The sequence below is a fragment of the Rhodanobacter sp. Soil772 genome, assembly GCF_001428385.1.
Classification (GTDB): domain Bacteria; phylum Pseudomonadota; class Gammaproteobacteria; order Xanthomonadales; family Rhodanobacteraceae; genus Rhodanobacter.
In genome coordinates this window covers 824,267-847,242 of sequence record NZ_LMSK01000001.1, presented here as the reverse complement: position 1 = coordinate 847,242, position 22,976 = coordinate 824,267, and the positions used below count along the sequence as shown (strand labels likewise).

Genomic DNA, 22,976 nt, shown 5'->3' with positions numbered 1-22,976 from the left:
GTCTGTCGGGTTGCGCGCCGGCGGGTACACTGCGCCAACGCTCGCGGCCGACAACACCGCACAGGATGGGCCCGATGACCACCGCACGCAAACGCCTTTGATGACATGCAGCATTCGATGATTTCGATGGGCCTGGCCGCCGTTTCGCTGCGCGATCTCGCGCTGGTGCAGGCGGTGCATCGCCACGGCAGTTTCAACAGCGCGGCGCGGGCGATGCACATCAGCCCGTCCGGGTTGTCGCACCAGGTGCAGAAGGTCGAGCAGGCACTGGGCGCGCCGCTGTTCGAACGTGGCGGCCGGAAGATCGTGCCGACCGCCGGCGGCCAGCGGTTGCTGCAGCAGATCGACGCGGTGCTGGCTTCGGCCGAACACTTGCAACAAGTCGCCCGCGCCGGCGAAGTCGCCTTCGGCGGCGAGCTGCGGCTGGGCGTGCCGGCTTCGCTGGGGCCGTACCTGTTGCCGCACCTGATCGCGCCGTTTCCGCAGCATTTTCCGGGCGCGCGGCTGGGCATTTCCGAGGGCAAACCGCGCGGCCTGTTGCGCCGCTTGAGCGAAGGCGAACTGGATGCGGTGCTGGCGCCGCCGGCCGCGGCGGTCAGCGGTATCGCCTTGCGCCCGCTGTTCTTCGAGCCGTGGGAACTGATGCTGCGCGCCGATCATCCGCTGGCCGGCCGAGACAGCATCGCGCTGGACCAGCTTGATCCGGCCGAGGCCACGCTGATGGCCGAGAGCCATGCCGACGGCCTGCAGGGCGAAGGCAACGAGCACGGCCACGTGCAGGACGTCAGCCTGGAAAGCCTGGCCGCCCTGGTCAGCCTGCGCGGCGGCTACGCGCTGGTGCCGGCGCTGGCGCATGAGCGGCTGGCCTCGATGCCGAACGTTGCGCTGGCCAGGCTGAAAGGACCGGCGTCGGGCCGCGAGATCGCGCTGTACTGGCGCGACGCCTCGCCCTGGCACGACGACCTGCAGGCGTTCGCCGAACTGCTGCGCAAGCTGGTGCGGCAGCGGCCGGGATTGCGCGTGATGGGCGCGAAAGCGAAGGCCGCGTCGGCCTGACAACAGAAAGCCGCCTTGCGGCGGCCTTCCGGTCAATCACGTGGAACGACGACTCAACCGCGCGAGGCGCGCTTGCGGTCGTTCTCGGTGAGGTGCTTCTTGCGCAGGCGGATTTCCTTCGGGGTGATCTCGACCAGCTCGTCGTCGTCGATGAAGTCCAGTGCCTGTTCCAGGGTGAACTTGATTGCCGGAGTCAGCTGGATCGCATCGTCCTTGCCCGAGGCGCGCATGTTGGTCAGCGGCTTGGGCTTGATCACGTTGACGGTGAGGTCGTTGTCCTTGGCGTGGATGCCGACCAGCTGGCCTTCATACACGTTGTCGCCTTCGGCGGCGAACAGCTTGCCGCGATCCTGCAGCGGCCCGAGCGAGTAGGCCGGGGTGGTGCCACCAGCATTCGCGATCATCACGCCGTTGAGGCGCTTGGCGATCTGGCCTTCTTCCTTCGGACCGTAGTGGTCGAATACGTGGAACAGCAGGCCCGAGCCCTGGGTCAGGGTCTTGAACTGGTTCTGGAAGCCGATCAGGCCACGCGCCGGGATCTCGTAGTCCAGCCGCACGCGTCCCTTGCCGTCGGACTCCATGTTCTTCAGCTGGCCCTTGCGCACGCCGAGCCTTTCCATCACGGCGCCCTGGTGGACTTCCTCCACGTCGACCACCAGTTGCTCGATCGGCTCCATCTTCTGGCCGTCGATCTCCTTGATGATCACTTCCGCACGCGACACGGCCAGCTCGTAGCCTTCGCGACGCATGTTCTCGATCAGCACCGACAGATGCAGCTCGCCGCGGCCGGAGACCAGGAACTTGTCGGCGTCGGAACCTTCCTCGACCTTCAGTGCCACGTTGTGCACCTGCTCGCGATCCAGTCGCTCACGCAGCTGACGGCTGGTCAGGAACTTGCCGCCGGAAAGATCCTTGTTGCCGGCGAACGGCGAGTTGTTGACCTGGAAGGTCATCGAGATGGTTGGTTCGTCCACGGTCAGCGCGGGCAACGCCTCAGGCGTATCCAGCGCGCAGACGGTGTCGGAGATGGTCAGGTCGGCGATACCCGAGATCGCGACGATGTCGCCGGCCTCGGCGCTGTCCTCCTCGATCCGCTCCAGGCCCAGGAAGCCCAGCACCTGCAGCACCTTGCCCTGGCGCTTCTTGCCTTCGCGATCGATGATCGCGACCGGCATGTTCTTCCGCAAGACGCCGCGCTGGATGCGGCCGATGCCGATCACGCCGACGAAGTTGTTGTAGTCGAGCTGGCTGATGCGCATCTGGAACGGGCCGTCCGGATCGACATCAGGCTTGCTGACGTGCTGCATGATCGCTTCGTACAACGGGGTCATGTCGCCATCGCGCACATCGTCGTTGAGGCCGGCGTAGCCGTTCAGCGCCGAGGCGTAGACGATCGGGAAATCCATCTGCTCCGGGGTGGCGCCCAGGCGATCGAACAGATCCCACACCTGCTCGACGACCCACTCGGGACGGGCGCCGGGGCGGTCGACCTTGTTGATCACCACGATCGGCTTGAAGCCCATCGCGAACGCCTTCTGGGTCACGAAGCGGGTCTGCGGCATCGGGCCGTCCATCGCGTCGACCAGGATCAGCACCGAGTCGACCATCGACAGCACGCGCTCCACCTCGCCGCCGAAGTCGGCGTGTCCCGGGGTGTCGACGATGTTGATGCGGTTGCCGCGCCAGGTGATCGCGGTGTTCTTGGCCAGGATGGTGATGCCGCGTTCCTTTTCCTGGTCGTTCGAGTCCATCACGCGCTCGGCCAGCACGGTGCGCTCGTTGAGCGTGCCGGACTGCTTGAGCAGGCAATCGACGAGGGTGGTCTTGCCGTGATCGACGTGGGCGACGATGGCGATGTTGCGCAATTTTTCGATGGACATGGGATCGACTCGGGCGGCTCGATGGCCGTCACGCAGGTTTTTGAAGGACGAATTGACCGATTATACGGACTTGCGTGACAACTTGCCCGTCATTTCGATCACCCGTTCATCCGGCCTCACGGCCGCGGTCTGCGGGATGCCGTCGGCGCGGCTACACCACGCCGAGGAAATAGTACGCCGCGATCACCACCAGCACCGCCAGGGTCTTGATCACGGTGATCGCGAAGATGTCCCTGTAGGACTGCCGGTGGGTCAGTCCGGTCACCGCCAGCAGGGTGATCACCGCGCCGTTGTGCGGCAGCGTGTCCATGCCGCCGGAGGCCATCGCGGCGACCCGGTGCAGCACTTCCATCGGGATGCCGGCGGCGTTCGCGTTGGCGATGAAGGTCTCGGCCATCGCGCCCAGGGCGATGCTCATGCCGCCGGAGGCCGAGCCGGTGATGCCGGCCAGCGCGGTGACGGTGACCGCCTCGTTGAGCAGCGGATTCGGAATCGTGTGCAGCGCATCGGCGACCAGCTTGAAGCCGGGCAGGGCGGCGATCACCGCGCCGAAACCGTATTCCGAAGCGGTATTCATCGAGGCCAGCAGCGCACCGCCGACCGCGGCCTGGCTGCCGGCGGCCAGCTGCCGGGTCACCGCACGCCAGGCGAACACCAGCACGCACAGGATGCCGACCAGCAGCGCGCCCTCGACCGCCCAGATCGCCGCGACCTTGGATACTTCCTGCACCACCGGCTTGGCGTTGCCGACCACGCTGGGCAGGAACGACTGGGTTTCGCCGTACACACGCGGGATCAGGTCGGTGAACAGCTTGTTGCACGCGCCGACCAGCACCAGCGGCAGCAGCGCGATCAATGGATGCGGCAAGCTCGCGGCTTCGAACGGTGCCGGTTCGTTGAGCAGGTTGTCGCCATAGCCTTCGCCGGCCGCGGCGGCCTTGCGCCGTCGATGGTCGAGGTAGGCCAGTCCGGCGATCAGGATGAACACGCCGCCGATCGTGCCCAGCCAGGGCGCAGCCCAGGTGTCGGTGCCGAAGAACGACGTGGGGATGATGTTCTGGATCTGCGGCGTGCCCGGCAGCGAATCCATGGTGAAGGTGAACGCGCCCAGCGCGATGGTGCCGGGGATCAGCCGCTTCGGGATGTCGGACTGGCGGAACAGTTCGGCGGCGAACGGGTACACCGCGAACACCACCACGAACAGCGACACGCCGCCGTAGGTCAGCAGCGCGCACACCAGCACGATCGACAGGATCGCCCGGCTGCGCCCGACCAGGCCGATGGTGGCCGCCACGATGGATTTGGAAAACCCGGACAGCTCGATCAGCTTGCCGAACACCGCGCCCAGCATGAACACCGGGAAGTACAGCTTGAGGAAGCCGACCATCTTGTCCATGAACAGGCCGGTGAACATCGGCGCCACCAGCGACGGCTCGGTCAGCAGCACCGCGCCCAGCGCGGCGATCGGCGCGAACAGGATCACGCTGTAGCCGCGATAGGCCGCGAACATCAGGAAGCACAGTGCAGCCAGCACGATCAGAAACGCCATCCGTGAATCTCCCCGCCACGACTTGGCGTCGAGTATCCCGGACGCGCCATGCCGGCGGCACTGTACGAAGGTACAAGTGCCGCCGGCGCACGGCGCCGCCTACTCTCCCCTCATCAGCATTCGCGCGAGCGATGCATTCACTGCAAGGGGACGTCATGAAACGCACGCATCTGAGTTCGGCGATCGGTCTGGTTCTGGGGCTGGCCTTCATCGTGCCGCTGCACGCACAGCAGGCGAACGAGAACGCCGGCGCCAAGCCGACGGCAGCGAAACAGGCCGAGGCCAAGCAGCTGGAGGAAGTGACGGTCAGTGCGCGGCGTCGCGACGAATCGCTGGAGAAGGTGCCGGTCGCGATCACCGCGTTCAGCGGCGAGGACATGAAGGACTTGCAGGCGAACAGCGTCGACGGCCTGCAGGGCGCAGTGCCGAACATGAACATCGTGCAGGGCCGCGGCTCGTCCTCGGCGGTGAACATCTTCATCCGCGGCATCGGCCAGCCGGATGCGCTGCAGACCTTCGACCCGGGCGTGGGCATGTACGTCGACGACGTCTATTACTCGCGCATCCAGGGCGGATTGATCAGCCTGTTCGACGTCGAGCGCGTCGAGGTGCTGCGCGGCCCGCAAGGTACGCTGTACGGCAAGAACTCCACCGGCGGTGCGGTCAAGGTGGTGACGAAGAACCCGGGCGAGAGCACCGAGGGTTCGGTCGAGGCCGGTTTCGGCAACTACGGCCGGCGCGAGGGCAAGTTCTATCTCGGCGGTCCGCTGGGCGGCGCGTGGTCGGCCTCGATCGCCGGCGGGGTGACCAAGACCGACGGCTACGTCACCGATCCGTCCACCGGCCACAAGTACAACGACGGGGACAGCAAGTCCGTGCGCGGCAAGCTGCGCTACCACCCGTCGGAGAACTTCGACGCGGTGCTCAGCCTCGACTACACCAAGCAGGACACCGGCTTGACCCTGGGCCAGCCGGTCTCCGTGCTGAAACGCACCGACCTGGTGTTCGGTTCGGTGCCGCTGTACACCCCCGATCCGGACCAGAAGTACGACTTCAAGACGCGCACCTCGTTCGATCCGGACAAGGGCCAGCGGCTCGAGCACAAGGGCGCCGCGCTGAACCTCGGCTGGAAGCTGTCCGACCAGTGGAGCCTCAAGAGCATCAGCGCGTTCCGCAAGCTCGACAGCCATTCCTATATCGACATCGACGCCTCGCAGTTCGAACTGGGCGACGTGCTGGTCGATTTCCACCAGAAGCAGGCGAGCCAGGAACTGCAGCTGCAGTACGACAACGGCAGCAACCTGCAGGCGGTCTACGGCCTGTACTGGCTGCGCGAGACCGTGCCGTCGCATCAGGAGGCCTATGCCAGCGACCTGTTCGCCCTCGCCGGCACGCCGATCACCTTCCTGCGCACCATCGACGACGACCTCACCACCACCACCTACGCCGGCTTCGCGCACGTGAACTGGGAGTTCGTGCCGAGCTGGACGCTGGCCGCCGGCGTGCGCTACAGCAGCGACCACAAGGACTACGACCGCACCACCAGCACGTTCTGGGGCGCGCCGTTCAGTGCGATCAACGAGACCGTGGCGTTCAGCGCGAACAAGCGCTGGAATGCGTGGACACCCACGCTCAGCCTGCAGAAGCAGCTCGATCCGCAGACCATGCTCTACGCCTCGGCCAGCCGCGGCTTCAAGTCCGGCGGCTTCAACGGCCGCGCCAACACTGCCGCCGAAACGAAGAGCGCCGAATACAACCCCGAGTACGTGTGGACCTACGAGCTGGGCATGAAGTGGCGCTCGGCCGACAACAAGCTGCAGGCGAACCTGGCCGCGTTCCACAGCGACTACACCGACTTCCAGGCACGCGTGTCGGAAGTGCAGAACCCTGGCGCGATCACCCCGACCTTCGCGTTCCCGGTGATCAACGCCGCCAAGCTGAAGATGGACGGCATCGAGTTCGAGGGCGCCGCCGTGCTCGGGCAGGGCACCCGATTGTCGGCCCAGGTCGGCTACATGGACGCGCGCTACGCCAAGTTCGTCGACCACCGGCTCGATCCCAGCGATCCGCTGTACAACCCCGAGTTGCACAAGCACGTGCCGTTCTCGCCGACCTGGACGTCGCGGGTTGCGGCCACGCAGGCCTTCAACCTGGGCGACGGCAGCGCGATCACCATCGGCGCGGACTGGTCGTACCGCAGCGAGACCTGGCTCAGCGTGGACAACTACGACGCGCTGAGCCAGAAGGCCTACTCGGTGACCGGCCTGTTCGGCATCTACGACTCCGCCGACGGCCACTGGCAGTTCCGCACCGGCGTGCGCAACCTCGGCGACAAGGTCTACAAGACCGACGGCCAGGAATTCTCCAGCGTAGGCAACATCCGCACGGCGTATTACGGCATGCCGCGCAACTGGTACGCCAACGTGCGCTACAACTTCTGACGCACGGCTTCTGCCGGGTGGATAGTGCCCACCCGGCATGACGCCTGGACTGGAATGACCAAACGGAGCGGACCGATGAACACCCGATGGGTAACCCGCCTGCTGTGGCTGGCCCTGCTGGCCAGCGCCGGCAGCGCCTGCGCGAAAGACGCCGGTTCGAACCTGCCCGGCTTGAAAATCGATCCGGCGCGTACCGCCGTGGTCGGCCTCTCGTCCGGCGCATACATGGCTGCGCAGATGCAATTGGCGTATCCGGAACTGTTCCCGAATGCGGCCCTGGTCGCCGGCGGCCCGTACGGCTGCGCCGGCGGCAAGCTGCCGGTTGCCCTGGGCAGTTGCATGAAGGGCACGCCCGCGCCGGATGTCGGCGCGCTGGTGGCCAGCGCCACGAAGCGTTCCGCAGCCGGCGAAATCGGCGCGTTGAAGGACCTGGCACACGCCCGCGTCTATCTGCTGCATGGCAAGGACGATGCATTGGTCGCGCCAGCGGTGGCTGAGGCCGGCGCGCATTTTTATGAGCAACTGCGCGATGGCACGCCGGGCCTGAAGAACATGCAGGTGCATGACGACGGCCAGCGCGCATTCGCGCACAACCTGCCGGTGGCCGGCAGCGGCGACGACTGCGACAAGTCGGTGGCGCCGTATCTCGGTCACTGCGGCTTCGACGCCGCCGGCGAGATCTTCGCGCAGATGTTCGGCAAGCCGGCGCGTGCGGCGACCCAGGCACGCGGCGAGCTGCGCACGTTCGACCAGAACGCATTGCGCCCCGGTGGCGCCGATGCCTTCATGGCCGACACCGGCTACGTCTACCTGCCGCCGGACTGCCTTGCGGGCAAGTCGTGCGGCGTGGTGGTCGCGTTCCACGGCTGCAAGCAGAACGTCGACGCGGTAGGCAAGGCCTTCGTCGAAGACGCCGGCTTCAATCGCTGGGCCGACGTCTACGACGTGGCGGTGCTATATCCTCAGACCCGCGCAAGTTTCGCGCCCTTGAATCCGCAAGCATGCTGGGACTGGTGGGGATATTCCGGAGCCGACTACGACAGCCGCCACGGCGTGCAGTTGCGCTGGGTGGTGAACGCGGTTCGTGCGCTGGGGTTGCCAGTAGGGCATTGATGGCTGCTTCTGCTGCTCCCCCTGCGTGCAGGGGGAGATCGGGAGGGGGTTGTCCGAGCTTGCGCAAAGATCAAAAGCACCCCACCGCAACCCTCCCCTGCGAGCAGGGGAGGGAGTACAGCTGCCCATGGAGCCCGGCGTGCTGAGTGCCAGCGTCATCGCGTTTGCTGCCTTGTGCTGGCTCGCCCTGCTGTTCGGCGTGGCCCTGCTCGGCGAGCGTCGCCCGCAGCTGTTCGAAAAGCGCTGGGCGATCGTGTATGCGCTGTCGCTGGCGATCCACTGCACTTCGTGGACGTTCTACGGCACGGTGACCCAGGCCAGCCGTTCGGGCTGGTGGCTGCCGCCGACGTTTGTCGGGGCGATCCTGATGTACCTGTTCGCGCTGAAGTTTCTCGGCCGGTTGGTGCAGCTGGTGCGCGAGTACAACGCCGGTTCGCTGGCCGACCTGATCGCGGTGCGGCTGGGGCGGCATTCCGGGCTGGCGGCGCTGGTCACCGCGGTGGTGGTGATCGGCATCGTGCCGTACATCGCGCTGCAGCTGAAGGCGGTGGCGATGAGCTACGGCATCCTCAGCCACGGCCAATTGGCCGAGTCCAACCCGTGGCAGGACAGCGCGCTGTACGTGGCGTTGCTGATGGCGCTGTTCGCGATGCTGTTCGGCACGCGGCGCGCGTCGACGATGGCGCACAACCGCGGGCTGGTGCTGGCGATGGCGTTCGAGTCGCTGTTCAAGCTCGGCGCGATGCTGGCGCTGGGCACGCTGCTGTTCACTGCCTTGCCGACAGGCTTGCCGAGCCACGTTCCGCCGCCGCCGGACAGCGGCGGTTTCCCCGCGCTGATCCTGCTCGGCGCGCTGGCGATGTTCACCATGCCGCACCAGTTCTACGCGGGCATCGTGGAGTGCCGCGACGACGGACAGCTGCGCACCGCGCGCTGGCTGTTCCCGTTGTACCTGCTGCTGATCTCGCTGCCGATCCTGCCGCTGGCGCGGTTGGGCGATGCATGGCTGGGGTCGAGCGGGGTGTCGTCGGACATGTACGTGCTGGCGTTGCCGCTGGCGCGCGGCGAGCATGGCCTGGCGCTGATCGCGTTTCTCGGTGGCCTGAGCGCGGCCACCAGCATGGTGGTGATCGCTACGCTGGCGTTGAGCCTGATGGTGGTCAACCACTTCATCGCGCCGTTGCGCGTGCGCGCCGGCTGGGGGCGCGACGAGCACGGCGACCTGCGCGGTGAACTGCTGAACCACCGGCGCGTGGCGATCCTGGTGCTGATCCTGCTGGCGTGGGCGTACAGCCGCGTGCTGGCGCGCAACGAGGTGCTGGCCGATATCGGTGCGATCTCGTTCTCCGCGCTGGCCGGGCTCACGCCGGCGCTGCTGGCGGCGGTGTACCGGCCGCAGCTGGGTTCGCGTGCGGTGATGGCCGGGCTCGCCGCCGGCACCCTGGTGTGGATCTACGCGGTGCTGCCGACCCTGTTGCCGGTTGCACCGGCATGGCTGCACGGCGGTCCGTTCGGTCTGCATTGGCTGGCACCGGATGGCCTGCTCGGGCTGGGCAACTGGAACCGGCTGGGCCGTGCCGTGGTGGTGAGCCTGCTGGTGAATATCGTGGTGATGCTCGCGGTGGCTGGTTCCCGTTTCGGCAGGGCGGTACGCGCGGTCAGCGTGGGTGATGTCGGCCTGGTCGAGCTGCGCGCGCTGGCGATGCGCTTCCTGCCGTCGGAACGGGTCGAGCACCTGTTTGCCAGCGCACCTGCTGCGGGGCTCGCCGGCAGTGCGCGCGTGGCCGAGGTCGAACACGAACTGGCTGCGGTGATCGGCGCCGCCTCGGCGCGACTGCTGCTGGAAGTGGTGCATCGGCAGGGCCGCGACGATCTGGACACCGTGGTGGCGATCGTCGGCGAGGCGGCGCAGGACCTGCGCTTCAACCAGCGCGTGCTGGAGGCGGCGCTGGAGAACATGAGCCAGGGCATCTGCGTGGTCGACGCCGAACTGCACCTGGTCGCCTGGAATACGCCGTACGCACAGCTGTTCGACTACCCGCCCGAGCTGCTGCAGGTAGGCCGCCCGGTCGCCGAGCTGACCCGCCACAACATCGACGCCGGCATGCTCGGTCCCGGCGAAGCAGAGCAACGCGTACAGCGCCGGCTGGCGCACATGCGCGCCGGCACGCGGCATCTGTCCGAACGGCGCTTCCCCGACGGCACCATCGTCGAGATTCGCGGCAACCCCATGCCCGGCGGCGGCTTCGTGGCCACCTTCACTGACGTCACTGCGTTCCGTCAGGCCGAGGCGGCGCTGAAGCGTGTCAACGAGACGCTGGAACTTCGCGTGGAAGAACGCACCCGCGAACTCGCCGCGGCCTCGGCCGAAGCGCAGGCCGCGAACGAGGCTAAGAGCCGTTTCCTCGCTGCGGTCACCCACGACCTGATGCAGCCGCTGCACGCGGCGCAGCTGTTCGCCCATGCGCTCACCGAACGTGGCGGCGAAGTCACCACTGTGCAGCATCTCAACGGCGCGCTGGCCGCCACCGAAGGCCTGCTCACCGGCCTGCTCGACGTGGCCCGGCTCGAAGGCGGCCGTCTGCATCCGCAGCCGCGCGCGTTTGCGCTAGCCGAGGTACTCGATCCGCTGGCCGCCGAATTCCGCGCGATCGCGCTCGACCGCGGCGTGCGGCTGGACGTGGTTGGCACGCGTGCCTGGGTGCACTCCGATCCGCAGCTGCTGCGCCGCGTGCTGCAGAACTTTCTGTCCAACGCGTTGCGCTACGCCGAACATGGCCGCGTGCTGCTGGGCGTGCGCCGGCATGGCGATCGTTTGCGCGTGGAAGTGTGGGACAGCGGTCCCGGCATCGCGCCGGAGGAACAGCAACTGATCTTCCAGGAATTTCGCCGCGGCAGCGCCGCGGGCGGGCAGGGGCTCGGACTGGGCTTGTCCATCGCGCAGCGCATGGCTGACCTGCTCGGACATCCGCTCGGGCTGCGCTCGTGGCCGGGTCACGGCAGCGTGTTCGACCTCAGCGTGCCGATGGCGCGCGCTGCGATACGGCTGCCACCCGTCGCCGATGCGCAGCAGTCGCTATCGGCAGGTCGTGCACTCGTACTGGACAACGAACCGGCCGCACTCGCCGCGCTCAGCAACCTGCTGACCAGCTGGGGCTGGCACGTGCATGCCGCGCGCAATGCCGAACAGGCGCTGGCGGCACCATGGCGGCCGGATCTGCATATCCTCGATTTTCACTTGGACGGTGGCGACACCGGTTTTGATGTCTGGCAGCAGCTGCGCGAACTGCATGCCGATGTGCCGACCGTAATGCTTACGGCGGACCGCGATGGGGAGTTGCGGCAGCGGTTGCTCGATGCGGGTGTGGGAGTGCTGTACAAGCCGTTGAAACCGTTGGCGTTGAGGCAGGTGTTGCAGCGGGTGACGGCGGGCGCGATAAAAGCGTGATGCGAATTATCTAAGCCATGTGTGCCAAATTTCTCACCACATCTCCAATTAGGTTGGAGCTCTGCATAATCCGTTTTTTTCAGAAACAGCGGATCCGGCTTACAACTACCTGCTGATTTGTCGCCATGCGCTAAAGGGGGAAGGTCAATGGATGCAGAGTCTCTGCGAATGATCTTAGAGCGTTGCCATTTGTCGCGAAGACACAATGATCGAATGAAATCCCTTATGCCAACGGGCGAGGCTCCCTCTTTGCGCGCAACCTTTGCAAGGTGTGCGATAGACTTGGCGCTTGAGCACCACTCAGCTCTTGTTCGCCTGGTGGAGGCTGGGGAATACGGAACTGGCGGAGCACTGTTGCGGCCAGTGCTCGAGGCGTCCACAGCAGGTTACTGGTTCGTCTACGTCGCCACCTGCAGTGAAATTCAAGCACTCCCGACGACGTCAGTCGATAGCCCTGAGGCAGACATCCCGGGACTTGGGGATATGCTCAAATCACTCATTCCCACCTTCCCAGATATTCAGAAGATGTCTGACGGTCTGAAGACAGGGGGAACAGCCAAGTGGCTCCACAAATACACGCATGGCGGCACACCTCAGCTAACTCGACGAGTGAATGGGGGTTGGACGGAAAGCGAAGTCATATTGACTCTGATCCGGGGCGACATGTTTTCGAACTTGGTTGCGTGTCTGGAAACTGTGATAGCTCCCAATGCTCCCCTTGCGAAGTACGGATTTAGCTATCGGGACGAACTCGCGTTCGAGCTGCAGACGACGTTTGGGACAGACCCTATTCCGCAACAGCCGCACAGCCTTCCCGTCGCGCCGCTACTTGAGGAAGGTTGTGGCTCCTCGTTTGCGTGAATACGACTGGACCAGTCGCGGAAGCTGCCCTCTAAACGTCCGTCTTCGTGGCGTCTGATCCGCTCAACCAACCCGCGCCGGCTCCCCTAGATCCAACGACCGCAACAACATCCCCGCCTGCGTCCGATTCCGCACCCTGAGCTTCTCGAAGATCGCCGTGACATGCGCCTTCACTGTGCGCTCCTGGATCGACAGGCGATCGGCGATTTGTTTGTTCAATAGACCTTCGGCGAGCAAGGCGAGCACTCGGGATTGCTGTTCGGTGAGGCGGGCCAGGCGGCTGGCGAGATCGGTATCGGCGGGGTCGGCGGGCAGGGCAGCGACGGCGTCGGCGAGGCCGGGCGGCAGCCAGCTGCCGCAGTCGAGCACGCTGCAGATCGCTGCGCCGATCTCGGCTGGACTGGCGCTCTTGGGGATGAAGCCGGCGGCGCCGTGATCGAGCACGCGGCGCACGATGCGCGGTTCGTCGTGGGCCGACACCACCAGCACGGCCACGCCGGGATGCTGGCCGCGCAACGCGGCGAGGCCGGACAGGCCTTGGCTGCCGGGCATGTGCAGGTCGAGCAGGACCAGGTCGGTATCCGGCTCGGCGGCCAGCGCGTCGAGTACGCCGGGCAGATTCGCGGCTTCGCGCACCACGCAGCCGGGCAGGCTTTCGCTGGCCGCCAGGCGCAGCGCGGCGCGGAACAGCGGGTGGTCGTCGGCGATCAGCAGGCTCGTCATTCTGTTGAAGTTAGCGGGCCACGGCGGCTACGTCGAGTTCGGCACATGGACTTTCGTACGATGGCGGCCGGCGATGCGCTTGTTATGGTGACCCGATGAAGAAATCCGCCCGCATTTCGCTACCGCTGTTCTTGTCCGCGCTGGTATCCGTCATGCTGTCGGCCTGTGTCGGCAACATGACGAGGAAGGACTCTGCCATGCATGAAGTCGATTACGGCGAAGTGCGAGTGACCGGGCATCGCGGTCACGATGATTTGTTGAGCGCGGGTCTTGGCCTGATGGGCCTGGCCGGTTTGCCGTCGCCGTTCGCCCATCCACTGGATCCCGGTGCGGAGGAGCTGCGCCGGCGCGCGATCCAGACCAGTTGGAAGGGCATCGCCGACCTCGGTCCGCTCGGCGGCTACGGCACGGTGTACGGCGGCGTGCCGAACGTGCCGGGCCGCGAATATCAGGCCTTTGCGCGCATTCCCGGCGCCCGTTCGCCGCATCGTGTGCTGCTGCAACTGCCCGACAACTTCGACAGGCAGAGACGTTGCCTGGTGGTGACGGCCTCGTCCGGCTCGCGCGGCATCTATGGCGCGATCGCGCTTGCGGGCGCCTGGGGTTTGCCGCATGGCTGCGCGGTGGCGTACACCGACAAGGGCACCGGTGCCGGTTATTTCGACTACGCCGACGACAGCGGCGCGGCATTGGACGGCCGCCGCGCGAGACGCGGCGGGGCGGAACTGGAATTCCAGCCGCCGCCGGCTTCGCCTGCCGCGGGCATCGCGATCAAGCATGTGCATTCGGGCGACAACCCGGAAGCCGACTGGGGCCGGCACGTGATCCAGGCGGCGCAGTTCGGGCTGGCCATGCTCGATCGCGCGTTCCCCGCCGAGGCGCCGTTCACGCCACAGAACACGAAGGTCATCGCTGTCGGCATCTCCAATGGCGGCGGCGCCGTACTGCAGGCGGTGGGACTGGATCAGGAACATTTCTTCGCCGGCGTGGTGGCGCTGGAACCGAACGTGCACGTGCAGGATCGTGGCCGCGCGCTGTACGACTACGCCACCGAGGCGGCGATCTGGTTGCCATGCGCGCTGAGCGCCGACTATTTCGCCACGGTTCCGCTGGCGCGCGGACCGCGCAACGTGCCGCTGCCGACATGGCCGATCCGCTGTGCCAGCCTGCGCGCACAGGGCAAGCTCGGCGGCAACACCGTGGCCGTGCAGGCGGAGCAGGCACGACAATACCTGCACGCGCGGGGCTGGACCGACGAGGCGATGAGTACGGCCGCCAGCACGACCGCGTTCGACCTGTGGCGGGTGATCGCCGCGGGCTACGCCTCGGCCTACCTGCGCCGCGGCGCCACCGACATGCCGTGCAGCTTTCACTACGCGGCGGTCGGCGTGGGCGGATTGCCGGGCGTGGCCGATCCCGTCACACGGGCGGCCTGGTGGGCGGATGGTTCGGGCATTCCGCCCGGCAACGGCATCGGCCTGTTCGGCGGCATGAATGTCTCGGTCGACCCCACCCTGCTCGGCAGCGAATGCCTGCGCGCACTGTGGACCGGCGACGACCACGAAGCGCAAGCCTTGCATGCTTCGGTGGCCGCCACCGCGGCGCGGCTGCCGCGCAAGGACCTGCCGCTGTGGGTGTTGCACGGCGCCGGCGACGGCCTGCTGCCTACGGCGTTCAGTTCCGAGCCGTACGTGGCGTGGCTGCGCGACGAAGGGCGCCGGCCGATCTACTGGAAGGTGCCGCGTGCGCAGCACTTCGATGCGTTCCTTGCGCTGCCCGGTTTCGGCGAGCATCACGTGCCGCTGCTGCCGTATGGCTACGCGGCGCTGGACCGGTTGTGGGCGCATCTGTATGAAGGCGCTGCATGGCCGGTCGAGATGCCGACGCCAGCGACGCAGCCACGCGGTGCGGGGGCACTGGATCGCAGCATGCTGGGCCTGCCATAGAATCTAGCCTCACCGTTCGCCCTGAGCGTAGGCCCAGCGGGCCGAAGTCGAAGGGCCGCCCTTCGACTTCCTCGTTCCTCAAAGCTGCGGCCATCCATGGCCGCTCCCCACGTACGCTGCGCTACGCTCAGGGCGAACGGTAGTTGAAGACGCGGCTCGGCGCGAAAACCATGGTCGCTGCTTCATCAAGCTCGCTGGGTTATTCTTGACAGCCTTCGTGCCCGTGTCGTGGCGCGGAGCAGCTTTCAAACCCAAGGATTTGCGATGACCATCAACGTCACCTTCACCACCAACCGCGGCCCGATCCACCTGCGCCTGCATGAAGACAAGGCACCGGTGACGGTCGCCAGCTTCGTCAATCTGGCCCGGCGCGGCTACTACGATGGGCTGTCGTTCCATCGCGTGATCGCCGACTTCATGGTCCAGGGCGGCTGCCCCGAGGGCAGCGGTCGCGGCGGCCCGGGCTACAAGTTCGAGGACGAGTTCAATCCGTCGCTGCGCCACGACAAGCCGGGTGTGCTGTCGATGGCGAATGCGGGTCCGCGCACGAATGGCAGCCAGTTCTTCATCACCCACGGCCCTACGCCGTGGCTGGACGGCAAGCACAGCGTGTTCGGCGAAGTGGTCGATGCGGCCGACATGGACGTGGTCAACGCGATCCAGCAGGGCGACACGATCGAGAAGGTCAGCGTGGACGGCGACGTCGATGCGCTGCTGGCGGCGCAATCCGACCGTGTGGCGGAATGGAACGCGGTGCTCGACCAGCGCGGCTGAGTCTGGCGCCTTCGGATCACAGGAAACCGCCGGTCGGCAGCCGGCGGTTTTTTTGTGGCATTTCCCGGCTGGTCTTCACGAAGCGTTGTCATGGCGAATTTCGAGGCGGCTTATGATCGGCGGGCTGCACATTCGATCCATCACCTTCCAGGGAGAACGACGATGTCATTCCTCAACGATTTGCTCGGTGGCCAGGGACAACAGGGAGCGCAGGCGGGTACCGGTTCGCTGATTGCCGTCGCGGGGCAGCTGATCGAGAAAGCGGGTGGGGTGCAGGGTCTGGTCAGCATGCTGCAGCAGCATGGGCTGGGCGGCGCGGTGCAGTCGTGGGTCGGCACGGGCGCGAACCAGCCGGTGTCGGGCGACCAGTTGGGCCAGGCGCTGCAGGGCGGCGGCCTGGGTTCGCTGGTGCAGGAAGCCGCAGGCAAGCTGGGTGTGGACCCGAATGTCCTGCTGGGCGGGCTGTCGAAGGTGCTGCCGCGTGCGGTCGACCATGTGACGCCGGATGGACAGGTGCCGGCGCAGGGGCAGGGTGGTGGTTTTGACCTGGGCATGCTCGAAGGGCTGGCCGGCAAGCTGCTCGGTTGAAGACTGTCCCGGTGGAGCGGGGCTCCACCGGGACGGCGGTCAGGCCGACTTGCGCTTGACCAGGTGATACAGCAGCAACAACACGACCGCGCCGATCACCGATGCGATGAAACCGGCGGATTGCCCTTCCTGGTACCAGCCGAATACGTTCTGGCCGACCCAGGTCGCCAGCAGCGAACCGGCGATGCCGATGATGGCAGTGATGATGAAGCCACCCGGGTCCTTGCCCGGCATCAGCAGCTTGGCCACCAGGCCGACGACCAGTCCGATCACGAATACCCAAAGCCAGTGCATGCGGATCTCCTTCGCAGGTGAGGTCTCACGGTACCCGTCGCGCGGGCGCGCCCATCATGCCCGGATCGTGTCGCTGTGGCGTGTAGAGCCGGCAGCCAGCGCCGGGTCCGGGCGGCGTGATAAAATGGGCGCCTTTGCTTCCTCCCCCGCGTGAGATACCCATGCCCCAGCTCGCCCAGCGTGTCGGCCGCGCCAAACCCAGCGCGATCATGGTAATTGCCGAGAAGGCGAAGCAGCTCAAGGCTGCCGGCCGCGACATCATCAGCTTCTCCATCGGTGTACCGAACTTCCTGCCCGGCGAGCATGTGTATGCCGCCGCGCGCGAGTCGCTGTCGCACGACTCCGGCCAGTACGGCAGCAACCGCGGCGCCGAGGTGTTGCTGGATGCGTTCCTCAAGCACATCGAGGCGCTGGGCTTCTCCGGCTACGGCCGGATGAACCTGTCGATCGGCATCGGCGCCAAGCACGTGTTGTACAACCTGGCCGAAGCGCTGCTGGACGAGGGCGACGAGATCTGTTTCGCCGCGCCGTACTGGACCACCTACCGCGACATCGCCGACATCATGGGCGCGAAGGTCAACGTGATGCATTGCGGGCCGGAGCAGAACTACAAGCTCACCCCGACCCAGCTCGATGCGGCGCTGGCGCGCAAGCCGAGGGTGTTCCTGTTCAACAACCCGTCCAATCCCACCGGCATGGTCTACACCGCCGGGGAGATCGCCGCACTGGCCGACGTGCTGGTGAGGCATCCGGATACCTGGGTGATCACCGACGACATCTACAACTCGATGGTGTTCGACGGCATCGGCTACCACAACTTCGTGTTCGCCAGGCCCGAGCTGCGCGATCGGGTGGTCTTCGTCGACTCGGTGTCCAAGACCTACGGCATGCCGGGCTGGCGCGTGGGCCTGATTGCCGGCCCCGAGCTGGTGGCCAAGGCGGTGACCACGCTCAACTCCAACCACATCAGCAGCCTGCCGGAAGTGATCACCGCGGCGGCGGTGGCGGCGTTCAGCGGCCCGCAGGACGTCCCGCGCGCCAGGTGCGCGGAGTTCGCCGGCAAGCGCGACATCGTGGTTGCCGCGCTCGGCGCGATTCCCGGCGTGGCCTGTCCGCGGCCGCAGGGCGCGTTCTATGCGTTCCCCGACATTTCCGTGGCGTTCGGCAAGAGCCATCACGGCACGAAGATCAACAACGATGTGGAGTTCTGCGCCGCGCTGCTGGAAGCCAAGGGCGTGGCCTGCGTGCCCGGTTCCGCATTCGGCGAGCCGCGCGCGATGCGCATTTCCTACACCTGCCCGATCGCCCAACTGCAGCCGGGCCTGGCGCGCATCGCCGAGTTCTTCGCCGAGCTGAGCTGACTATTTTCCCTGCGGAGCGCCCCGTGCGCGCCGCATAAATGAACACCCAAGAAGGAGTCATCGTCCATGAAAGCCCCCGTTCGAGTTGCCGTCACCGGCGCCGCCGGCCAGATCGGTTATGCCTTGCTGTTCCGCATCGCCGCCGGCGACATGCTGGGCCCGGATCAGCCGGTGATCCTTCACCTGCTGGAAATCACCCCGGCACTGCCGTCGCTGCAGGGTGTGGTGATGGAGCTGAACGACTGCGCGTTCCCGACCCTGGCCGGCGTGGTCGCCACCGACGACGCGAACGTCGCGTTCAAGGACGTCGACTACGCGCTGCTGGTCGGTGCCCGCCCGCGCGGTCCGGGCATGGAGCGCAAGGACCTGCTGGAGGCGAACGGCGCGATCTTCGGCCCGCAGGGCAAGGCGCTGAACGCGCATGCCAAGCGTGACGTGAAGGTGCTGGTGGTTGGCAACCCGGCCAACACCAATGCCCTGATCGCCCAGCAGAACGCGCCGGACCTGGACCCGAAGTGCTTCACCGCGATGGTCCGCCTCGACCACAACCGCGCGCTGTCGCAGCTGGCCGAGAAGACCGGCAGCCACACCACCGACATCAAGAAGATGACGATCTGGGGCAACCACAGTTCGACCCAGTACCCGGACATCCATCACGCCACCGTCAACGGCAAGGCGGCGATGTCGCTGATCGACCAGGCCTGGTACGAGAGCGACTTCATCCCGACCGTGCAGCAGCGCGGCGCAGCGATCATCAAGGCGCGCGGCGCCTCGTCGGCGGCTTCGGCGGCCTCGGCCGCGATCGACCACATGCGCTACTGGGCGCGGGGCACCGCTGAAGGTGACTGGGTCTCGATGGGCATCCCGTCCGACGGTTCGTATGGCATCAAGCCGGGCGTGATCTACGGTTACCCGGTCACCGTGAAGAACGGCAAGTACGAGATCGTGCAGGGCCTGGCGGTCAGTGACTTTTCGCGCGCCCGCATGGACGCCACCGACAAGGAATTGCGCGAAGAGCGCGCCGGCGTCGAGCACCTGTTCGCCAAGTGACGCCAGGAAGGCGTCATCCCGTGCAGTACGGGGGTGCACGTTGATACGGGATCCAGCGACTCGAAACAGGCCGGCCTTGCCGGCCTGTTTTCATTCGGACGTACGCCGAAAGTCGAGTGCCCGCTGCACCGTGTCTGGTCTAGGCTTGATCCGTCTCCAAGCCTGATGGAATACGTATGCGCTACGAGGAGTTCTACCGGCAGTCGATCGACGAGCCGGAGCAGTTCTGGGCCGAGCAGGCGCGGCTGATCCACTGGCATACGCCGCCGCAGCAGGTCCTCGACCAGTCGAATCCGCCGTTCCGGCGCTGGTTCGTCGGCGGCACCACCAACCTTTGCTACAACGCGGTTGATCGCCATCTCGCCGAGCGCGCGGAGCAACTGGCGCTGGTGGCGATTTCCAGCGAGACCGGCATCACCCGCGAGTTCACCTACCGTCAGCTGCACCGCGAGGTGAACGCGTTCGCCGCGGTATTGCAGTCGCTGGGCGTGGGCAAGGGCGACCGCGTGGTGATCTACCTGCCGAACATCGCCGAGGCGGTGTTCGCCATGCTGGCCTGCGCACGCATCGGCGCGATCCACTCGGTGGTGTTCGGCGGTTTTGCCTCGCACAACCTGGCGTTGCGCATTGACGATGCGCAGCCGAAGCTGCTGATCGCCGCCGATGCCGGCATGCGCGGCGGCAAGGTGATTCCGTACAAGCCGCTGGTCGACGCGGCGCTGGACGAGGCCTCGGCGCCGCCGCCGCACGTGCTGATCGTCGATCGCAAACTCGATCCGCAGATGACCTGCATGGCCGGCCGCGACCTCGACTACGCCGAACTGCGCGTGCAGTACGAGGGCGCCGAGGTACCGGTGACCTGGCTGGAGTCGAATGAGCCGAGCTATCTGCTGTACACCTCCGGCACGACCGGCAAGCCGAAGGGGGTGCAGCGCGACGTGGGCGGTTACGCGGTGGCGATGGCGCTGTCGATCCGCTACGTGTTCGACATCGCGCCGGGGCAGGTGATGTTCGCCACCTCGGACGTGGGTTGGGCGGTGGGGCATTCCTACAATGTCTACGGCCCGCTGATCGGCGGCGCCACTTCCTTGCTGTACGAAGGGCTGCCGACGCGGCCGGATGCGGGCATCTGGTGGCGGCTGTGCGAGCAGTACGGCGTGCGCGCGATGTTCTCCTCGCCCACGGCGATCCGCGTGCTGAAGAAGCAGGACGAGAGCTGGCTGAAGAAGTACGACCTGTCGAAACTGAAGTGGCTGTTCCTCGCCGGCGAGCCGCTGGACGAGCCGACCGCGCAGTGGATCACCGACGCGCTCGGCGTGCCGGTGATCGACAACTACTGGCAGACCGAGACCGGCTGGCCGGCGATCACCCTGATGCCGGGGCTGGAGCTGAAGCCGGTGAAATTCGGCTCGCCCGGCCTGCCGGCGCCGGGTTACCGGATGAAGGTGATCGACGAGAACACCGGCAAGGAAGTCGCGGCCGGGACCAAGGGCGTGCTGGTATTCCAGCCGCCGCTGCCGCCGGGCTGCCTGACCACCGTGTGGCGCGACGACGACCGCTACGTGCACAGCTACTTCAGCCACTTCACGGAGCTGTTGTACAGCTCGCTGGACTGGGCGGTTCGCGACGAGGACGGCTACACGTTCGTGCTTGGCCGCACCGACGACGTGATCAACGTGTCCGGTCACCGCCTGGGCACGCGCGAGATCGAGGAGTCGGTGGCCAGCCACCCGGCGGTGGCCGAGGTGGCGGTGATCGGCGTGAAGGACGAGCTGAGGGGGCAGGTGCCGATCGTGTTCGCCACGCTGAAGCAGGACGCCGGTGACGGTGTCGGCGCGGTGGCGCGGGCGATGCAGCAGTGCGTGGTCGATCAGCTTGGCGGCGTGGCGAAACCGTCACGTGTCTACGTGGTGAGTGCCTTGCCGAAGACCCGTTCCGGCAAGCTGCTGCGCCGCTCGCTGCAGGCGCTGGCGGAGCAGCGCGATCCGGGGGACTTGTCCACGCTGGACGACCCGGGTGCGCTGGACGATATCCGCCGTGCGCTGGAGCGCGGGCCCGATCAGGGCAGTTGAAGGGAGCCATCAGGCAAACGGGGCGGCCGAAGCCGTCCCGTTTGTTTTCTGCCCGGATGATCTCCGGCGGTCAGGCAGCCACGGCTTCCTTTGCCGTCTTCGCGGCCACCACCGGGCTGCGGATCAGGTGGTCGAACGCGCTCAGCGCGGCGGTGGAACCGGCCCCCATCGCGATCACGATCTGCTTGTACGGCACCGTGGTGGCGTCGCCGGCGGCGAATACGCCGGGCAGCGAGGTCTGGCCGCGTTCGTCGATCACGATTTCGCCGCGTGGCGACAGTTCCAGCGTGCCCTTCAGCCACTCAGTGTTCGGCAGCAGGCCGATCTGCACGAAGATGCCTTCCAGTTCGAGGCTGTGCATCACGCCGTCGACGCGGTCCTTGTAGACCAGGCCGGTGACCTTCTGGCCGTCGCCCAGCACTTCGGTACTCTGCGCACTGACGATGATGTCGACGTTGGGCAGGCTGCGCAGCTTGCGTTGCAGGACGTCGTCCGCACGCAGCTTGCCGTCGAACTCGACCAGGGTGACGTGGCTGACGATGCCGGCCAGGTCGATCGCCGCTTCGACGCCGGAGTTGCCGCCGCCGATCACTACCACACGCTTGCCCTTGAACAGCGGGCCGTCGCAGTGCGGGCAATAGGCCACGCCCTTGTTGCGGTACGCGTCTTCGCCGGGCACGCCCATCTGCCGCCAGCGTGCGCCGGTGGAAAGGATCACGGTCTTCGACTTCAGCGTGGCGCCGTTCGCCAGTTCGATTTCGATCAAGCCGCCCGGCTCGCTGGCTGGCACCAGTTTCTCGGCGCGCTGCAGGTTCATGATGTCGACGTCGTATTCCTTGACGTGCTGCTCCAGCGCCGCGCCCATCTTCGGGCCGTCGGTGGCGCTGACCGAGATGAAGTTCTCGATCGACATGGTGTCCAGCACCTGGCCGCCGAAACGCTCGGCCGCCACGCCGGTACGGATGCCCTTGCGTGCGGCGTAGATCGCCGCGGCTGCGCCGGCCGGGCCGCCACCGACCACGAGCACGTCGAACGCGCCCTTGGCCTGGATCTTTTCCGCTACGCGGGCGCTGGCGCCGGTGTCGATCTTCGCCAGGATCTGCTCCAGGCTCATGCGGCCCTGGTCGAACACTTCACCGTTGAGGTAGACGGTGGGCACCGACATCACCTGGCGTGCCTCGACCTCGTCCTGGTACAGCGCGCCGTCGATGGCGACGTGCTGGATCTTCGGGTTCAGCACGCTCATCAGGTTCAGCGCCTGCACCACGTCGGGGCAGTTCTGGCAGGACAGCGAGAAATAGGTCTCGAAACGGAACACGCCGTCTGGAGCGGGACCATCGAGGTTCTTCACTTGCTCGATCACGTCCGCCGCGGTCTTGGACGGATGTCCACCGACCTGCAGCAGGGCGAGCACGAGCGAGGTGAATTCATGGCCCAGCGGAATGCCGGCGAAGTGCACGCCGATGTCGCTGCCGACGCGATTGATCGCGAACGAGGGCTTGCGCGCATCGTCGTCGCGGCGCACCAGGGCGATCTGGCCGGACAGCGCGGCGATTTCCTCGAGCAGTTCGTTCAGTTCGGCGGACTTGGCGCTGTCGTCCAGGGACGCAACGATCTCGATCGGCTGCGTGACCTTTTCCAGATAGGCCTTCAACTGGGTTTTGAGATGGGCATCCAACATGACGGACTCCGTGGGTTTCTTCGGGGCGTGCGTGGCGAGCACCCGGGCGGACCCGGGCGTCGACGTTGCACTGATACTTTGGTAGAGCGGACCCGGAAGAACTCCGGGTCCGTGGCGCTTTCGCGCGGGGCTGATCAGA

Annotated in this window: 16 protein-coding genes; 11 read left to right on the top strand and 5 right to left on the bottom strand. The window is 66.5% G+C overall.

The genetic code is table 11. The annotated features are described in order from the left end of the window. The first annotated feature begins 105 nt into the window (after nucleotides 1-105). Nucleotides 106-1,056, top strand: a complete 951-nt coding sequence (locus ASG75_RS04025) for a LysR family transcriptional regulator (RefSeq protein ID WP_056385926.1) — start codon at nucleotides 106-108, stop codon at nucleotides 1,054-1,056. A 53-nt stretch (nucleotides 1,057-1,109) separates the two neighbouring features. Here the strand turns inward: ASG75_RS04025 and typA are convergent, their stop codons facing one another. Continuing rightward, complete coding sequence (gene typA / locus ASG75_RS04020) at nucleotides 1,110-2,936, bottom strand: translational GTPase TypA (RefSeq protein ID WP_056385924.1); 1,827 nt, start codon at nucleotides 2,934-2,936, stop codon at nucleotides 1,110-1,112. A 151-nt stretch (nucleotides 2,937-3,087) separates the two neighbouring features. Beyond that, nucleotides 3,088-4,485: a GntP family permease gene (locus ASG75_RS04015; RefSeq protein WP_056385922.1), complete on the bottom strand. Its 1,398-nt coding sequence runs from the start codon at nucleotides 4,483-4,485 to the stop codon at nucleotides 3,088-3,090. A gap of 155 nt (nucleotides 4,486-4,640) precedes the next feature. On the opposite strand from ASG75_RS04015, the gene ASG75_RS04010 reads away from it, so the two are divergent. The 4 genes from ASG75_RS04010 (at nucleotide 4,641) to ASG75_RS16200 (ending at nucleotide 12,348) form a co-directional block, all read left to right on the top strand. Continuing rightward, entirely contained in the window at nucleotides 4,641-6,926 is a 2,286-nt protein-coding gene (locus ASG75_RS04010; protein WP_056385919.1) for a TonB-dependent receptor, read from the top strand. Between the two features lie 75 nt (nucleotides 6,927-7,001). Then, on the top strand, nucleotides 7,002-8,039 hold the full coding sequence (locus tag ASG75_RS04005) for a PHB depolymerase family esterase (protein ID WP_056385917.1): 1,038 nt from the start codon (nucleotides 7,002-7,004) through the stop codon (nucleotides 8,037-8,039). A gap of 139 nt (nucleotides 8,040-8,178) precedes the next feature. Beyond that, nucleotides 8,179-11,487 carry a PAS-domain containing protein gene (locus tag ASG75_RS04000; RefSeq protein WP_056387010.1) on the top strand — a complete coding sequence of 1,103 codons (3,309 nt, stop codon included), beginning with the start codon at nucleotides 8,179-8,181 and terminating at the stop codon, nucleotides 11,485-11,487. Between the two features lie 282 nt (nucleotides 11,488-11,769). Further along, nucleotides 11,770-12,348, top strand: a complete 579-nt coding sequence (locus tag ASG75_RS16200) for a hypothetical protein (protein WP_157616889.1) — start codon at nucleotides 11,770-11,772, stop codon at nucleotides 12,346-12,348. 63 nt (nucleotides 12,349-12,411) lie between these two features. On the opposite strand, the gene ASG75_RS03995 is transcribed toward ASG75_RS16200, so the two are convergent. Next, the gene (locus ASG75_RS03995) at nucleotides 12,412-13,071 is read right to left on the bottom strand and encodes a response regulator transcription factor (protein WP_056385915.1); all 660 of its coding nucleotides are present in this window, start codon (nucleotides 13,069-13,071) and stop codon (nucleotides 12,412-12,414) included. A gap of 152 nt (nucleotides 13,072-13,223) precedes the next feature. On the opposite strand from ASG75_RS03995, the gene ASG75_RS03990 reads away from it, so the two are divergent. The 3 genes from ASG75_RS03990 to ASG75_RS03980 all read left to right on the top strand — a co-directional run bounded on the left by ASG75_RS03990 (nucleotide 13,224) and on the right by ASG75_RS03980 (nucleotide 16,379). Beyond that, a complete protein-coding gene (locus ASG75_RS03990; protein WP_082547517.1) occupies nucleotides 13,224-15,017 on the top strand; it encodes a 3-hydroxybutyrate oligomer hydrolase family protein in 1,794 nt (597 codons plus the stop codon). A 264-nt stretch (nucleotides 15,018-15,281) separates the two neighbouring features. After that, the gene (locus ASG75_RS03985) at nucleotides 15,282-15,791 is read left to right on the top strand and encodes a peptidylprolyl isomerase (RefSeq protein WP_056385911.1); all 510 of its coding nucleotides are present in this window, start codon (nucleotides 15,282-15,284) and stop codon (nucleotides 15,789-15,791) included. Nucleotides 15,792-15,953: 162 nt separating this feature from the next. Continuing rightward, complete coding sequence (locus tag ASG75_RS03980; protein ID WP_056385909.1) at nucleotides 15,954-16,379, top strand: YidB family protein; 426 nt, start codon at nucleotides 15,954-15,956, stop codon at nucleotides 16,377-16,379. Between the two features lie 39 nt (nucleotides 16,380-16,418). Here the strand turns inward: ASG75_RS03980 and ASG75_RS03975 are convergent, their stop codons facing one another. Further along, nucleotides 16,419-16,673 carry a GlsB/YeaQ/YmgE family stress response membrane protein gene (locus ASG75_RS03975; protein ID WP_056385907.1) on the bottom strand — a complete coding sequence of 85 codons (255 nt, stop codon included), beginning with the start codon at nucleotides 16,671-16,673 and terminating at the stop codon, nucleotides 16,419-16,421. A gap of 161 nt (nucleotides 16,674-16,834) precedes the next feature. Here ASG75_RS03975 and ASG75_RS03970 point away from each other — a divergent pair, with 161 nt between their 5' ends. The 3 genes from ASG75_RS03970 (at nucleotide 16,835) to prpE (ending at nucleotide 21,156) form a co-directional block, all read left to right on the top strand. Next, on the top strand, nucleotides 16,835-18,034 hold the full coding sequence (locus ASG75_RS03970) for an aminotransferase class I/II-fold pyridoxal phosphate-dependent enzyme (RefSeq protein ID WP_056385905.1): 1,200 nt from the start codon (nucleotides 16,835-16,837) through the stop codon (nucleotides 18,032-18,034). A 66-nt stretch (nucleotides 18,035-18,100) separates the two neighbouring features. After that, the gene (locus ASG75_RS03965; RefSeq protein WP_056385903.1) at nucleotides 18,101-19,084 is read left to right on the top strand and encodes a malate dehydrogenase; all 984 of its coding nucleotides are present in this window, start codon (nucleotides 18,101-18,103) and stop codon (nucleotides 19,082-19,084) included. Between the two features lie 176 nt (nucleotides 19,085-19,260). Next, a complete protein-coding gene (gene prpE, locus ASG75_RS03960) occupies nucleotides 19,261-21,156 on the top strand; it encodes a propionate--CoA ligase (protein WP_056385901.1) in 1,896 nt (631 codons plus the stop codon). 70 nt (nucleotides 21,157-21,226) lie between these two features. Here prpE and ahpF read toward each other — a convergent pair whose 3' ends face one another. Further along, nucleotides 21,227-22,837 carry an alkyl hydroperoxide reductase subunit F gene (gene ahpF / locus ASG75_RS03955; RefSeq protein WP_056385898.1) on the bottom strand — a complete coding sequence of 537 codons (1,611 nt, stop codon included), beginning with the start codon at nucleotides 22,835-22,837 and terminating at the stop codon, nucleotides 21,227-21,229. Between the last annotated feature and the right edge of the window lie 139 nt (nucleotides 22,838-22,976).

Coding starts and splice junctions, on each gene's coding strand:
- ASG75_RS03980 (WP_056385909.1), top strand. CDS start 15,954: ATGTCATTCCTCAACGATTTGCTCGGTGGCCAGGGACAACAGGGAGCG.
- ASG75_RS03975 (WP_056385907.1), bottom strand. CDS start 16,673: ATGCACTGGCTTTGGGTATTCGTGATCGGACTGGTCGTCGGCCTGGTG.
- ASG75_RS04005 (WP_056385917.1), top strand. CDS start 7,002: ATGAACACCCGATGGGTAACCCGCCTGCTGTGGCTGGCCCTGCTGGCC.
- typA (WP_056385924.1), bottom strand. CDS start 2,936: ATGTCCATCGAAAAATTGCGCAACATCGCCATCGTCGCCCACGTCGAT.
- ASG75_RS03970 (WP_056385905.1), top strand. CDS start 16,835: ATGCCCCAGCTCGCCCAGCGTGTCGGCCGCGCCAAACCCAGCGCGATC.
- ahpF (WP_056385898.1), bottom strand. CDS start 22,837: ATGTTGGATGCCCATCTCAAAACCCAGTTGAAGGCCTATCTGGAAAAG.
- ASG75_RS03995 (WP_056385915.1), bottom strand. CDS start 13,071: ATGACGAGCCTGCTGATCGCCGACGACCACCCGCTGTTCCGCGCCGCG.
- ASG75_RS03985 (WP_056385911.1), top strand. CDS start 15,282: ATGACCATCAACGTCACCTTCACCACCAACCGCGGCCCGATCCACCTG.
- ASG75_RS03990 (WP_082547517.1), top strand. CDS start 13,224: ATGCTGTCGGCCTGTGTCGGCAACATGACGAGGAAGGACTCTGCCATG.
- ASG75_RS04025 (WP_056385926.1), top strand. CDS start 106: ATGCAGCATTCGATGATTTCGATGGGCCTGGCCGCCGTTTCGCTGCGC.
- prpE (WP_056385901.1), top strand. CDS start 19,261: ATGCGCTACGAGGAGTTCTACCGGCAGTCGATCGACGAGCCGGAGCAG.
- ASG75_RS03965 (WP_056385903.1), top strand. CDS start 18,101: ATGAAAGCCCCCGTTCGAGTTGCCGTCACCGGCGCCGCCGGCCAGATC.
- ASG75_RS04015 (WP_056385922.1), bottom strand. CDS start 4,485: ATGGCGTTTCTGATCGTGCTGGCTGCACTGTGCTTCCTGATGTTCGCG.
- ASG75_RS04010 (WP_056385919.1), top strand. CDS start 4,641: ATGAAACGCACGCATCTGAGTTCGGCGATCGGTCTGGTTCTGGGGCTG.